The sequence below is a fragment of the Mariluticola halotolerans genome (assembly GCF_021611515.1).
In the GTDB taxonomy this organism is placed as follows: Bacteria; Pseudomonadota; Alphaproteobacteria; order Rhizobiales; family Devosiaceae; genus Mariluticola; species Mariluticola halotolerans.
Genome location: NZ_CP090960.1, coordinates 2,347,824 through 2,362,162, shown reverse-complemented (window position 1 = coordinate 2,362,162; position 14,339 = coordinate 2,347,824). Strand labels below are relative to the sequence as shown.

Genomic DNA, 14,339 nt, shown 5'->3' with positions numbered 1-14,339 from the left:
CGACCCAATCAAAACGGAGACACAAAATGACACCGATAAAGATGTCAAAGCTGGCCGGCGCTGCATCGCTGATTGCGCTTGGCCTGACTTTGCCCACCCTGGCGCAGGAGGCAGCCCTGGAAGCGGCCGCCAAAACCATCCAGGCCGTCGACAAGGGCGATACCACATGGATGCTGGTATCCACCATCCTCGTCATCCTCATGACACTGCCCGGCCTCGCCCTGTTCTATGGCGGGCTCGTGCGCGCCAAGAACATGCTCTCGGTCCTCATGCAGGTTTTTGCCGGTTTCGCCATGATGGCCCTGCTCTGGGTGATCTACGGCTATTCGCTGGCTTTTGCCGGACCTGAAACCGGCAGCCTCAGCCCCTTTATCGGCGATTTCTCGAAACTCTTTCTGGCCGGCGTCACTCCCGACAGCGTTGTCGCCACGTTCACTGATGGGGTCTATATTCCCGAACTCACCTTCGTGGTCTTCCAGCTGACTTTTGCCGCCATCACCCCGGCGCTGATTATTGGTGCCATTGCGGAACGGGCCAAATTCGGCGCGGTCATGCTGTTTCTGGCCATCTGGTTCACCTTCTCCTACCTGCCCATCGCCCACATGGTCTGGGCCGGATCAGGCTTTTTGTTCAATCTCGGTGCCCTTGATTTTGCCGGTGGCACGGTGGTGCATATCAATGCCGGTATCGCCGGGCTTGTGGCGGCCATCGTTCTTGGCCCGCGCGCCGGTTTCCCAAAGGAGCCCATGGCCCCGCACAATCTGACCTTCACCATGATCGGGGCGTGTCTGCTCTGGGTTGGCTGGTTCGGCTTTAATGCCGGCTCCAATCTCGAGGCCAATGGCCTGACGGCACAAGCCATGCTCAACACCATCACCGCCACCTCGGCCGCAGCCCTTGCCTGGGCCACTGCCGAACGAATTTTGCGCGGTCATGCCAGCCTGCTCGGTGCCGTCTCCGGTGCCGTCGCCGGTCTTGTTGCCATCACCCCGGCAGCCGGGCTTGCCGGCACCATGGGTGCCATTTTCCTTGGCGCTTTTGCCGGTATCGTTTGTCTCTGGGCCGTCGTCACCCTCAAGCCCATGCTCAAATATGATGACAGTCTCGATGTTTTTGGCGTGCACGGGGTCGGCGGCATTGTCGGCGCCATCGGCACGGCCATTGTTGCCGCACCCGCCCTTGGCGGCTTCGGCGGCGAGGGCTTTGATATCGGTGGTCAGCTGATAACCCAGATCATTGCGGTAATCATCGCCATTGTCTGGTCGGCAGTCGTCACTTTTGTCGCCTTGATGATCGTCAAACTTGTCATGCCGCTGCGCGTCTCGGACAGTGACGAGAATGACGGGCTTGACCTCTCAACCCACGGCGAACGGGCCTATAATTAAGGGCCTTATCGCCATCAGGTCAAAACCAGCGAAACCCGGCCAGTATCTCTGGCCGGGTTTTCTTGCGACCCGGCACACCGAGTTAGTCTCAGGTTAACCATGGGTCGCTACTCTTTATGCCTAACGCGTAGTGTAAAGAGTTCCCGGCGCCCGATGGCAAACCATTCTTCACCCCTGCTGGACGATGACAGCCCCGACACCCCAAGCTTTGCGGTGCATATTCCCGCGCGCCTTGTCGGCCTGACCATCCTTGTCCTTGTTCTTTTGATCCTTACCGCACTGGCATCCTGGTCGATCGATGATCCCAGCCTGTCCTATGCCACGGACAAGGCCCCGGCCAACTGGCTCGGTTTCTGGGGCGCTGTCATTGCCGATCTCGGTTTCCAGCTCTTGGGGCTTGCCGCGCTCGTCGCCCTGATCCCGCCCGCCTTTTGGGGCTGGAGCCTGTTCCGGCGTCAGGTACCCGCCCGCTTCGGTCTGCGCCTCATTACCTGGATCGGTGGCAGTGTGCTCGCAGCCGGGTTTATGTCCTGCATTGCCGTGCCCGCATCCTGGCCCCTGCCGACCGGTCTTGGTGGTCTTGCCGGCAATGGTTTCAGCGCGCTGGCCGGTTTTGTCATCGGCCACACGCCCGCTGGTGCCGAATCGATATTGTACAGCCTGATCCTTTTGCCGCCCGCCCTCGCGCTGTTCTGGCTGGCCGCCGGAACCGGCAGCCATGCCCCCGCCCCGATCAGCGAAAATATCGACGATGAAAAGCGCTACCGCACCAGCATTTTCGACGTCACCATTGGTGGGCTCGCCCACACCGCCTATTCCATACGCACCGCCTGGCGGCGTGCCTGGATGGAAAGCCGCACCCGCCGGCAGGAAAGCGACGCCGAGTGGGAACGCGCCACCCGCGATTTCAAATATCAGGCACCCGAGCCGGTTGAACCGCCGCTTGAGGCCTTGCCGTCCCACGACCATTATGCGTCCGCCGAACGGCAGGAACCGCATCTCGCCCTGCCCGAGGACGACTTTTATCCTCCCGTCGAGGACGACAGCGATTACGCCGACGCTGACTATTATGACGAGACCGCCTATGCCCCCGAACCGGATTATGCCCCGGCGCCGGTGCAACAGGCATCAAACCGCGTCGCCCAGCCAAAGACCGACGACAATCGCGCGCGCATGAGCGTTGAGCACGGCCCCGGTCCGGCAGCCAACAATCCACAGCGCGTGGTGGCCCCCGCCGCCCGCCCGAAGCCCGGCACACGGCTGGCCCAGGAAGCGCAAGGCTCCCTGCTGGAAACCGAGGGTTTTGAACTGCCCGAACTCAACCTGCTCGCCGAACCCAAGCACAAGGGGCTCGCCCCCGAGCACCGGCCGGAAAAGCTTGAAGAGAACGCGCGGCGGCTCGAAGGCGTACTCGCCGATTTCGGCGTCAAGGGTGACATCATCAATGTCCGCCCCGGCCCGGTCGTCACCTTGTACGAACTTGAACCGGCCCCCGGCATCAAATCGAGCCGCGTCATTTCCCTCGCCGACGATATCGCCCGGTCGATGAGCGCCATCTCCGCCCGTGTCGCGGTTGTGCCCGGCCGCAATGCCATTGGCATCGAATTGCCCAACAAGAGCCGCGAGACCGTTTATCTGCGCGAAATGCTGGCCTCTGCCGATTTCGAGAAGATGAAGGGCAAGCTCAATATCTGCCTTGGCAAGACCATAGGCGGCGAACCGGTGATTGCCGATCTCGCCCGCATGCCCCACCTTCTGGTCGCAGGCACCACCGGCTCGGGTAAATCCGTCGCCATTAATACCATGATCCTCTCGCTTCTGTACCGGATGACCCCGGAACAATGTCGCCTGATCATGATCGACCCAAAAATGCTCGAACTCTCGGTCTATGACGGCATTCCGCATCTGCTCTCGCCCGTGGTCACTGATCCTTCAAAGGCCGTCGTCGCCCTCAAATGGGCCGTGCGCGAGATGGAAGACCGCTATCGCAAGATGTCCAAGATTGGCGTGCGCAATATTGATGGTTTCAACCAGCGCGTCAGCGAGGCCAATGACAAGGGCAAGGTGATTTCCCGCACCGTGCAGACCGGCTTCAACAAGGATACCGGCGAAGCAATTTTCGAGAGCGAGGAATTCGAACTCGAACCGCTCCCCTATATCGTCATCATCATTGACGAAATGGCCGACCTGATGATGGTCGCGGGCAAGGATATTGAAGGCGCCGTCCAGCGGCTGGCCCAGATGGCCCGTGCCGCCGGCATTCATGTGGTCATGGCCACGCAGCGCCCCTCGGTCGATGTCATCACCGGCACCATCAAGGCCAACTTCCCCACCCGGATCTCGTTCCAGGTGACCTCCAAGATCGACAGCCGCACCATTCTGGGTGAGCAGGGCGCCGAACAGCTCCTTGGCATGGGCGATATGCTCTATATGGCTGGCGGTGGCCGCATCCGGCGTCTGCACGGCCCCTTCTGCGCCGATAGTGAAGTTGAGGATGTCGTCTCCCATCTCAAGATGCAGGGTTCACCCGATTATCTAGAATCGATCACCGTCGAGGAAGACGAAGAAACAATGGGCGGGTTCGACAATGCCGGCGAGTTCGGCGGATCGGGCGACGAACTTTATGACAAGGCCGTCAATATCGTTTTGCAGGACAAGAAGGCCTCGACCTCCTATATCCAGCGCCGTCTGTCGATCGGCTATAACCGCGCCGCCACCCTGATCGAGAAGATGGAACAGGAAGGCGTTATTTCCCCGGCCAACCATGCCGGCAAGCGCGAAATCCTCGTCGGTGACGGTGTCGATTACTGAGGTCTGCCCGAAAAGGGAAAAGATTCACGTGAAACCTTTCGGGCTCCTTTGGCGTTCTATTGCCGCATTTGCCTGTCATCGCGGCATTGAGATTGATTTTCTTCCGGCCAGAGAGGCTTTTCCATGATCCGTCGTTTCTTCATCATCGCCCTCATGCTGATCAGCGCCGCCCCCGCTATGGCACTTGATCGCCTACTGACCCCGCAAGAAGAGCAGATGATCCGCGAGATCAACGCCCACAATTCCGCCATTCGCACCATGGTTGGACGTTTCCTGCAAATCGACACCAATGGCGGCCGGGTGGAAGGTACATTCTATATCGAGCGCCCGGGCAAGGTCCGCTTCCGCTACGCCCCGCCATCGCGTGAGGAAATCATCTCGGTCGGCCGCGGCTTTTATGTCATCGACCGGCGCGAAAGAACCCAATATGCCTACCCTCAGGACCGGGTGCCCCTGCGCCAGTTTCTGGAAGAAAAGATCGATCTGTTCTCCGCCAATATCATCGATGTGGTGACCACCGACGATTTTATCTCCGTTGTCATTTCCGACGATACCCCGATCGGGGTTATCGAGGTCGCGCTGATATTCGACATTGCCAGCAAGGATCTCAAGCAATGGACGCTGACCGAACCGAGCGGCGCCGAGCTGACCTTCTCGCTCTATGACGTCTCGGTCGATGTCGACATTCCGAAATCCTATTTCTATATCGACCCCACCTATAAGCCGAAGACGCAATAAACCGGCACCACCACTCTGGACGGCGGCGAACTGCCGGGTGATAAGACACGGGCTTTTATCAAGGACCAGCCCGTTATGCCTTTGACCTTTGCCACCTGGAACATCAATTCCGTCCGCCTGCGCCTGCCCATGGTGCTCGATTTCCTTAAACAATATCAGCCCGACGTGCTGGCCTTGCAGGAAATCAAATGCACCAATGACCAGTTCCCGGCAGGAGCTTTCGCCGAAGCGGGATATCCCTATCAGGCGGTACACGGGCAAAAGGGCTATCACGGGGTCGCAACCATTTCGCGCCTGCCCTTGAGCGAAAGCCATTCACGCGGGTTTTGCGATATCCCTGATTCGCGCCATGTGGCCGCCACGCTCGATTTTGGCCGCGGCCCGCTCACCGTACATAATTTTTATATCCCCGCCGGCGGCGATGAACCCGATCCCGAGATCAATCCCAAATTCCGCCACAAGCTCGATTTCCTCGCCGAATTGCAGGACTGGTTTGACACCCCTGTTTTTGACAGCAGCCAGCTGATTGCCGGTGATTTCAATATCGCCCCGCATGAGAATGATGTGTGGAGCCACAAACAGCTCCTCAAGGTGGTCAGCCACACGCCCATCGAAACCGATTTCCTCAACGCCCTTCTGGCGCGGCGGCAATGGGTCGATCTGGTGCGCAAGCACATCCCCCATAGCGAAAAGCTTTATTCCTGGTGGTCCTATCGTGCCAAGGACTGGGACGCTGCCGACAAGGGCCGCCGCCTCGACCATATCTGGTCCACGCCCGACATTGCCGCCCATTCCGCCGGCGCCGAAATTCTGCGCCCGGCCCGCGGCTGGAGCGAAAAGCCCTCAGACCATGTGCCGGTGATCACGCGCTTTAGCTGATTGAAATGGGGCAGGCCGCATAAACCACCGAGCCGAGAGCGTTTCCGGCTTTTACCAAAATAACTGCCCCGTCATTGCGAGCGGGCAAAGCCCGCGCGGCAATCCAGAGCCGCGAACCCCGGCGCTTGTGGCTCTGGATCGCCACGGCGCTGCGCGCCTCGCGATGACGGTGCAGCAATGGCGGGAAGGCGCGAGGCGTTCTAGGCCTGGCCCCTGTCGGGACGGAACTTGTCGAGGGCGCCGAGATAGGCGCCCAGTTCGTTCTCGATCCGCGCCGCTGCGCGTTCTGCCATATCGGGGAACTGCCGCATCAGTTTGACAAAAGCCATGCGCGGCACGAACAGGGCCTCGACATTGGTCACCGCCGTCGCGGTTTTCCGCCGTGGCCGGTCAAGCACCAAAGCCAGTTCACCGATCATGACATTGGGGCCGGACACGCCATAGCTTTTGAGCGCACGCTGCACATCATCGCTGATCGCTACCGAACCGCGCATGACGATATAGGCACCGTCCGCCGGGTCACCCTGAGTGTAAATAACCTCACCGGCCCGGAACTGGCGCTGCTCGCTGGCAAAGGCCAGCAGGCGCTGCTGCTCCGGCTCACAAATATCGAAAAAAGCCGCATTCGCGAGAATCGACGTGACGTCGTCCAGCTCCATCTGCTCTCAAGGCCCCCAATGAAACCGCCGGCACCCCTGCCCGCGCTTCAGGGCGCTTCCGGGCAAAAGGGATCTCCCTTATGCAATCGGGAAGCGCGACATAACCAAAACCGGTAAAGCACCTGCGCCGAATCGGTCGGCATCATCGCGTCTTTACGGTACGAGACGATAGCCGCCTTCTTCGGTCACGAGCAACCGCGCATTCGAGGGGTCCCGCTCTATTTTTTGTCGCAGCCGGTAGATATGGGTTTCAAGCGTGTGGGTCGTCACCCGGTTATTGTACCCCCAGACCTCCTGCAAAAGGATGTCGCGCGATACCGTTTTCGGTCCCTGCCGGTAGAGATATTTAAGGATCGAGGTTTCCTTGTCGGTCAGCCGCACCTTGCCGCCATCCGTCGCCTCGAGCACTTTGGCCGCAGGCTGGAACGTATACTGGCCGATGGTGAAAACCACATCCTCGCTCTGGTCATGCTGGCGCAAGGCGGCGCGAATGCGCGCCAGAAGCACTGAGAACCGGAACGGTTTGGTGACATAATCATTGGCCCCGGATTCAAGCCCGAGAATTTCATCGGAATCGCTGTCATGGCCGGTCAGCAACAGGATCGGCGCGTTGAAGCCGTCCTTGCGCAAAATCTTCACCGCCTCACGTCCATCCATGTCGGGCAGGCCGACATCAAGGATCATCAGGTCCACATGGGCACCCTTGACCTTGTCGAGCGCCTCACAGGCCGTGCTGGCCTCGGTAATATCGAATTCCCGGTAATGGGCGAGCTGGTCCGCAAGGGTCTGGCGTAAATTATCGTCGTCATCGACGAGAAACAGTCGGCGCTTGTTCATTATCCCTACTCCGCAAGGGTTCTGCACTTGGCCCGTCATGGACCAATCATGGAAGCTCTCAACATAGGCAGACCGTGATCAAGCGCCAATCACATGCACGTCATCGCACCGGGATGGTTAAGCAGGCGTCCCGTAATCCCGTCCCCCGAACAGGGCTGACCCGACCCGGACATGAGTTGCGCCCATGGCAATAGCGGTTTCGAAATCAGCACTCATCCCCATCGATAACTGCTCAAGACCCGCCTGTTTCGCCAGTCCGGCCAGTTGTGCAAAATAAGGCCCCGGCGCGGCATCAGCGGGGGGAATGCACATCAGCCCCACAATATTGAGCCCATGCACGTCGCGGCACCGGGCAACAAAATCCACCGTCTCTTCCGGGGCAATACCGGCCTTTTGCGCCTCGCGCCCGATATTGACCTGAACGAAACAAGGGAGATTACGGCCGGCCTTGTCCATCTCCGCCTTCAGCACCCCGGCCAGCTTCTCCCGGTCAACGCTTTCAATCACATCGAACAAGGCCACTGCCTCGCGCGCCTTGTTGGTTTGCAACGGGCCGATCAGGTGCAATTCAATATCCGGCCAGTCTTTACGCAAATCCGGCCATTTCTCCTTGGCCTCCTGCACCCAGTTTTCACCAAAAACCCGTTGCCCGGCGTCAAGCAAGGGCCGCATGTCTTTTGCCGGGAAGGTTTTGGACACCGCCACAAGCTGCACATCGCGCCCGGCCCCGTCAAAGCGCATAGCGGCCTTTTTTACCCGCTCCAGCATGACGTTAAGCCGCTCTGCACCATTTTCTGCTATCGTTGACATACTGCGTTCCTGTTGACCTTCGGGGGCTTTTCTGATGATGGTCCGGTAACGAAAAAACCCAACGAACTCAAGTTACAGGGACCAGGCTGTGAACGCGAATAGTGTTGAGCGGTATAATCCGCGCGACAAGGAACCTCATTGGCAGAAAATCTGGGATGAACGCGCAACTTTCGTCACCAAGAATGACGATCCGCGCGAGCGCTATTACGTGCTCGAAATGTTCCCCTACCCTTCTGGCCGTATCCATATGGGTCATGTACGCAATTATGCCATGGGCGATGTCCTGGCGCGCTATCAGCGGGCATTGGGCAAAAACGTGCTGCACCCAATGGGCTGGGATGCCTTTGGCCTGCCGGCGGAAAATGCCGCCAAACAATCCAATGTGCACCCGCGCGACTGGACCTACCAGAACATCGATACCATGCGGGCCCAGCTCAAATCCATGGGGCTCAGCCTCGACTGGAGCCGCGAATTCGCCACTTGTGATGTCGATTATTACGCGCAACAGCAAAAACTCTTCCTCGATTTTCTCGCAGCCGATCTGGTTGCCCGCAAAAAATCCAAGGTCAATTGGGATCCGGTAGACGAAACCGTTCTGGCCAATGAACAGGTCATTGACGGGCGTGGCTGGCGTTCCGGCGCGCTGGTGGAACAGCGCGAGCTGAATCAGTGGGCCTTCAAGATTTCCGATTATGCCGAAGAACTGCTCGAGGCGATCGACGGCCTGACCGATTGGCCGGAGAAAGTGCGCACCATGCAGCGCAACTGGATCGGCAAATCCGAGGGCATGCGGGTTCTGTTCGAAATCGCCCCCAACGACCTGACCGATGATGAAACGCTGGAAATTTTCACCACCCGGCCAGACACCCTTTATGGCGCCTCTTTCATGGCGCTGTCCCCGGACCATCCGCTGACAGCAAAACTCATGGCCGACAATGACGCTCTGGCGGCCTTCGTTGCCGAGTGCCGTCGGCAGGGCACCTCGACCGAGGTGATCGAGAAAGCGGACAAGCGCGGTGTTGCCACAGGGATTCACGTGAAACATCCGCTGATCAAGGATGCCACCCTTCCCGTCTATGTCGCCAATTTTGTTTTGATGGATTACGGCACCGGCGCCATCTTTGGTTGCCCCGGCCATGACCAGCGCGACCTCGACTTTGCCCGCACCTATGACCTCAATGTCACCCCGGTGGTTTTGCCAGAAGGCGAAGATCCAGAGACGTTTGCCATTCTCGACACCGCCTATACCGGCCCCGGCACCCTGTTCAATTCAGGTCCGCTGGACGGCATGAGCATTGAGGATGCCAAGGCACAAGTCGCCACAACGCTTGAATCCCGCTCCATCGACGGCCAGCCGCAAGGCACCCGCCAGACCAATTACCGCCTGCGCGACTGGGGCGTTTCGCGCCAGCGCTATTGGGGATGCCCGATCCCGATCATCCATTGCGATACCTGCGGTATCGTGCCGGTGCCCGCCGCACAATTGCCCGTGGAACTGCCCGAAGAGGTCAGCTTCGCGAAACCGGGCAATCCGCTGGATCATCACCCCACATGGAAACATGTTGATTGCCCCGATTGCGGCCGCCCGGCGCTGCGCGAAACCGACACCATGGACACATTCGTTGATTCGTCCTGGTATTTTGCCCGCTTCACAGCGCCCCAGGCCTCGACCCCGACCATTCCGGATGTCGCCAACGCCTGGTTGCCGGTGGATCAGTATATCGGTGGCGTCGAGCATGCGATCCTGCACCTGCTCTATTCGCGTTTCTTCGCCCGGGCCATGCAGAAAACCGGTCATCTTGAAGTGACGGAACCATTCAAGGGCATGTTCACCCAAGGCATGGTGACCCACGAAACCTATAAATCGGCAGACGGCGACTGGCTGAACCCCACCGAGGTGCATTTCACCCAGTCGGATAACACCCGTACCGCCAAAACAGCTGACGGCGACCCCGTGACCATCGGTTCGGGCGAGAAAATGTCGAAATCCAAGAAGAACGTCGTCGATCCCGACGATATCGTTCAAACCTATGGTGCCGACACCGCCCGCTGGTTCATGCTTTCCGATTCACCGCCCGAGCGCGATGTCGAATGGACCGAAGCCGGTATTGAAGGCGCGGCCCGCTTCACCCAGCGCGTCTGGAAACTGGTGGCAGAATCTGCCGCCATCATCGCCACCCACCCCGATAATCCCGGCGAAAACGACGCTGAGACCATCGACGCGCTGAAAGCCATCCACCGCGCCACGGACCAGATCGGCAAGGAAATCGACGGTCTGCGCTTCAATCGTGCAGTGGCACAGATTTATGAGCTGACCAATGCGTTGCAGCGCTATCTCGCCCATGCAAGCAAAGCCCCGGACATGGCGCGCCTTGCCACCCTGCGCACCGGCGTTGAATATCTGGTGCAATTGATCGCCCCAATGATGCCGCATCTGGCTGAAACCTGCTGGGCTGAACTAGGCAAGAGCGGTCTTGTCTGCGACGCGCCCTGGCCGGTGGCCGATCCCGCCTATCTAGCGGACGACACGGTGACCCTGCCAGTGCAGGTCAATGGCAAGAAACGCGGGGAAATTACCGTGGCCAAAGAGGCAGACAAGGCAGATATCGAACAACAGGCCTTGTCTCTTGACGTGGTTGCCCGCATGCTTGAGGGCAAGGCGCCAAAAAAACTCATCGTCGTGCCGAACAGGATCGTCAATGTGGTTATCTAGCAAAACCCTTCGCCCTCTGGCGTTAGCTATCTCGCTCTGCTTGGGTGCAGGGCTGCTTGCGGCCTGCAGCTTCACTCCTCTTTACGGCGAGAATTCAGCGGTCGGCACCAGTCTCGATCTTGCCTATGCGGAGCCGGAAACCCGGCTCGACCAGATCATTTATCAGGATCTGGCCTTGCGTCTGGGCCGCACCCGCACGGCTGATGCACCGCTGGTGACTGTGAAAACCTCACGCAGCGGCCGCCGTGTGGGCCGCACATCAAGTGGCTCGCCCGCAACCACTTACGAATCAATTGTGACCGCCTCTGTCACCGTCACCCGGCAGCTGCCCGGCAGTTCTGCCCTGACAGACAACAAGCAAGTATCTGAAAATAAAGAAGAAATTTCAGATAAAAAATCTAATGTGCTCTATTCGGTCTCCCGCAAGGCCAGCGCTACCTATACCACAAACGGCCAACGTCTTGCCGATCAGCAGGCCCAGCAGGACGCCGACGAGCGCGCCGCTTTGGCCGTTGCTCAAACTCTTCGCTTGTTGTTGGCCGCCAATTTGCCCGGCAAACTCTAGGCCGTAATGACCGCGCTTAAAGCCCATGAAGTCAGCCGCTTTCTCGATAATCCGGACCTGAAAACCGGTGTCTTTCTGGCCTATGGGCCAGATCAGGGCCTGGTGCGCGAAACTGCGCAGCGCCTGATGCGGCATTTCGCAGGCGATAATGCCGATCCCATGTCGGAATTGACCCTTGATGCCGCAGAATTAAGCAGCGATCCCTCGCGCCTCGCCGTTGAAGCCCGGACAATATCGATGTTTGGCGGGTTACGGCGCATTCGCGTACGCAATGCCGCCAAGGCTCTGGCCACCACCCTGTCGGAATTGCTTGATGACATGCCTGAGGCTGTTATCGTACTCGAGGCTGGCAATTTATTGCCCCGGGATGCCCTCAGAGCCCTGGCCGAAGCACGCAAAAATGCCCGCGCCCTGCCCTGCTACGCGGATAATGAGGAAACCCTGCGCAACCTTATTCGTCAGAACTTCACCGATGCCGGGATCACCGTCGATCAGGAAACAATTGCCACGATCAGGGACACACTGGGCAATGATCGCGAAATCACGCGGCGTGAGCTCGAAAAGCTGTCGCTTTTTGCCGCCGACGACAAGGTGCTGACCCGCGAAGACGTCATTACCCTTTGTGGCGATAACGCGGCTTTGGCCATGGATGCCATTCTGGACGCGGCGGGCACCGGGCGCGCCGACCGGCTCGACACCGCAATTGGCCGCGCTCTTTCGGGCGGCATAGATGTGCAGCGTCTGCTGATTTCCGCCCTGTTGCATTTTACCTGGCTGCGCCGCCTGAGAGTTGATGTCGACGCGGGCCGCGCGCCCCGGGATGTGCTGGACGCCCAACGGCCCCGCCCGCATTTTTCCCGCAAGGCCAGCCTCGAACAGCAATTGCGTTTGTGGAATGATGACGCGCTCGCCTCGGCCTCGAACAGGCTTTATGACGCGATTTTGGACAGCCGCAAGTCTGCAAACCTGGCACATCCCATTGCCCACCGCGCACTTTTGGCCATCTGTGTTGCCGCAGCCCACCGATAGTACGGTTTTTCGCGCTCAGCTCGACGAGAGAGGCCGTTTTTGAAAGTCGTTTTTGGTTCAAAACTGCAGGTTTTCTCTCGACAGACCTCAAATTTTCTTTGCCAAAACAAAAGGCGGGCCAAAGCCCGCCTCTCAATTCAAAATATTTCTTATTTAATTCAATAGCTTAGTGGGAAGTCAGCCTTTGACAGACCCCATCGAGCTGCTCGAGCGTCTTGTAGCGGATTTCCATCCGCCCGCCCTTGTCATGGTGCGAAATCGACACGGACAAGCCCAGGGCATCGGACAAACGTTTTTCCAGCGCCTGCGTATCGGCGTCTTTCGGGGCCGGCGCACTGGCAGTTTTCTTGCGGGCGCCGCCATTTTCCTGGTGCATGGCCTCTGCCTGCCGCACCGAAAGGCCCTCGCCCACGATCCGGCGCGCCAGCGCCGAGGGATCCTCGGCCGTGATCAGCGTACGGGCATGCCCCGCCGTCAAATCCCCTGAAGCCAGCATGGTGCGCACATCATCCGGCAGCTTCATCAGCCGCAGCGTATTGGCCACATGCGAACGGCTTTTGCCGATCACCTGCGCCAGATCATTCTGGGTATAGCCGAACTGATCCATCAGCTGATCATACCCCATGGCTTCTTCCACCGGATTGAGGTCGGCGCGCTGCACATTCTCGATAATGGCAAGTTCAAGCGCTTCCTTGTCATCCACATCGCGAATGATCACCGGCACTTCATGCAAACCGGCGCGCTGCGCCGCACGCCAGCGCCGTTCACCGGCGATGAGTTCAAAAATATTCGGATCTTCGCTTGGGCGTACCAGCAGCGGCTGCATCACACCCTTTTCGCGGATCGAGTTGGTCAGTTCTTCAAGCTGCGAATCATCGAAAGTGCGCCGTGGATTGGCCCGGTTGGCGATGACAAAATCCACCGGCAAACGCTTGATGCCACCGGATTCGGCGACACGCGGCGCCTCAATCGGCGCCATATCTCCAATCAATGCTGCAAGTCCACGCCCCAGGCGTGCTGGTCTCTCATTCATCACTCTATTCCTTAAGCCGCATTGAGCTGGCGCTCACGCCGAATCACTTCTGTTGCCAACCGCAAATAAGCCTGACTGCCCGCACATTTCAGATCATACAGCAGCGCGGGCTTGCCATAGGAGGGCGCCTCCGACAGGCGCACATTGCGCGGAATCACTGTGTCATAAACAAGGTCACCCATTTCCGAGCGCACATCATCCAACACCTGCAAACTGAGATTGTTGCGCCCGTCATACATGGTCATCACCACGCCCTGAATATAAAGCTGCGGGTTCAGCGTCGTGCGGATCTGCTCGATCGTCTGCAACAGCTGACTGAGACCTTCGAGGGCAAAGAACTCACACTGCAACGGCACGAGAACCGCATCCGCCGCCACCAGCGCATTGATCGTCAACAGGTTGAGCGAGGGCGGGCAATCGATCAGCACATAGGTCACTGGCCGCCCATCAACGAGCAACTCATTGATTCTCTTGAATGATTCCCGAAGGCGAAACGCCCGGTCAGAGGCTGAGGAAATATGCGCTTCAACGCCGAGCAGGTCCATGGTCGAGGGTACAATCGCCACCTGGGGCACCTGCGTCATCACCGACGCCTCGGCAATACCGGCTTCGCCCAGCAGAATTTCATAAGTCGACAAACCACGATCCTGCCGTGCAATGCCAAGCCCTGTCGAAGCGTTCCCCTGCGGATCAAGATCGATGATCAGCACGCGCTCGCCCACAGCAGCAAGCGCTGTCGCAAGATTAATAGCGGTGGTGGTTTTGCCCACGCCGCCCTTTTGATTGGCCAGGGTAAGAATACGAGGTCCCAATTTGGCCTCCCCGATGTTTGATACCGCAAAAAACGTGGCTTTTCAGCTAGTTATGAGAAGCCTGCGCC

12 protein-coding genes are annotated in these 14,339 nt (G+C 58.9%); 7 read left to right on the top strand and 5 right to left on the bottom strand.

Features of this window, described 5'->3' with window-relative positions:
• The first annotated feature begins 26 nt into the window (after positions 1–26).
• The 4 genes from L1P08_RS11250 to L1P08_RS11235 all read left to right on the top strand — a co-directional run bounded on the left by L1P08_RS11250 (position 27) and on the right by L1P08_RS11235 (position 5,813).
• A complete protein-coding gene (locus L1P08_RS11250) occupies positions 27–1,385 on the top strand; it encodes an ammonium transporter (protein WP_303617107.1) in 1,359 nt (452 codons plus the stop codon).
• Positions 1,386–1,538: 153 nt separating this feature from the next.
• Positions 1,539–4,196, top strand: a complete 2,658-nt coding sequence (locus L1P08_RS11245) for an FtsK/SpoIIIE family DNA translocase (protein WP_303617106.1) — start codon at positions 1,539–1,541, stop codon at positions 4,194–4,196.
• Between the two features lie 123 nt (positions 4,197–4,319).
• Complete coding sequence (locus L1P08_RS11240; RefSeq protein WP_303617105.1) at positions 4,320–4,934, top strand: LolA family protein; 615 nt, start codon at positions 4,320–4,322, stop codon at positions 4,932–4,934.
• A gap of 75 nt (positions 4,935–5,009) precedes the next feature.
• The gene (locus L1P08_RS11235; protein WP_303617104.1) at positions 5,010–5,813 is read left to right on the top strand and encodes an exodeoxyribonuclease III; all 804 of its coding nucleotides are present in this window, start codon (positions 5,010–5,012) and stop codon (positions 5,811–5,813) included.
• Positions 5,814–6,013: 200 nt separating this feature from the next.
• On the opposite strand, the gene L1P08_RS11230 is transcribed toward L1P08_RS11235, so the two are convergent.
• The 3 genes from L1P08_RS11230 to L1P08_RS11220 all read right to left on the bottom strand — a co-directional run bounded on the left by L1P08_RS11230 (position 6,014) and on the right by L1P08_RS11220 (position 8,077).
• Complete coding sequence (locus tag L1P08_RS11230) at positions 6,014–6,472, bottom strand: cyclic nucleotide-binding domain-containing protein (RefSeq protein ID WP_303617103.1); 459 nt, start codon at positions 6,470–6,472, stop codon at positions 6,014–6,016.
• A gap of 153 nt (positions 6,473–6,625) precedes the next feature.
• Positions 6,626–7,309: a response regulator transcription factor gene (locus L1P08_RS11225; RefSeq protein WP_303617102.1), complete on the bottom strand. Its 684-nt coding sequence runs from the start codon at positions 7,307–7,309 to the stop codon at positions 6,626–6,628.
• 117 nt (positions 7,310–7,426) lie between these two features.
• Positions 7,427–8,077, bottom strand: coding sequence for a YggS family pyridoxal phosphate-dependent enzyme (locus L1P08_RS11220; protein WP_303619554.1), 651 nt, complete (start codon positions 8,075–8,077; stop codon positions 7,427–7,429).
• Between the two features lie 130 nt (positions 8,078–8,207).
• Between L1P08_RS11220 and leuS the strand changes: the two genes are divergently transcribed.
• Genes leuS through holA form a run of 3 tightly spaced genes read left to right on the top strand, consistent with a single transcriptional unit; the run spans position 8,208 to position 12,426 of the window.
• Positions 8,208–10,832 carry a leucine--tRNA ligase gene (gene leuS, locus L1P08_RS11215; protein WP_303617101.1) on the top strand — a complete coding sequence of 875 codons (2,625 nt, stop codon included), beginning with the start codon at positions 8,208–8,210 and terminating at the stop codon, positions 10,830–10,832.
• Complete coding sequence (locus tag L1P08_RS11210) at positions 10,819–11,397, top strand: hypothetical protein (RefSeq protein WP_303617100.1); 579 nt, start codon at positions 10,819–10,821, stop codon at positions 11,395–11,397. Before leuS ends, L1P08_RS11210 begins: the two co-directional genes overlap by 14 nt.
• A 6-nt stretch (positions 11,398–11,403) precedes the next feature.
• Positions 11,404–12,426: a DNA polymerase III subunit delta gene (gene holA, locus L1P08_RS11205; protein ID WP_303617099.1), complete on the top strand. Its 1,023-nt coding sequence runs from the start codon at positions 11,404–11,406 to the stop codon at positions 12,424–12,426.
• A 166-nt stretch (positions 12,427–12,592) separates the two neighbouring features.
• Here holA and L1P08_RS11200 read toward each other — a convergent pair whose 3' ends face one another.
• Together L1P08_RS11200 and L1P08_RS11195 are read right to left on the bottom strand one after the other, a co-directional pair.
• Positions 12,593–13,459, bottom strand: coding sequence for a ParB/RepB/Spo0J family partition protein (locus L1P08_RS11200; RefSeq protein WP_303617098.1), 867 nt, complete (start codon positions 13,457–13,459; stop codon positions 12,593–12,595).
• An 11-nt stretch (positions 13,460–13,470) separates the two neighbouring features.
• Positions 13,471–14,271 carry a ParA family protein gene (locus L1P08_RS11195; RefSeq protein WP_303617097.1) on the bottom strand — a complete coding sequence of 267 codons (801 nt, stop codon included), beginning with the start codon at positions 14,269–14,271 and terminating at the stop codon, positions 13,471–13,473.
• Between the last annotated feature and the right edge of the window lie 68 nt (positions 14,272–14,339).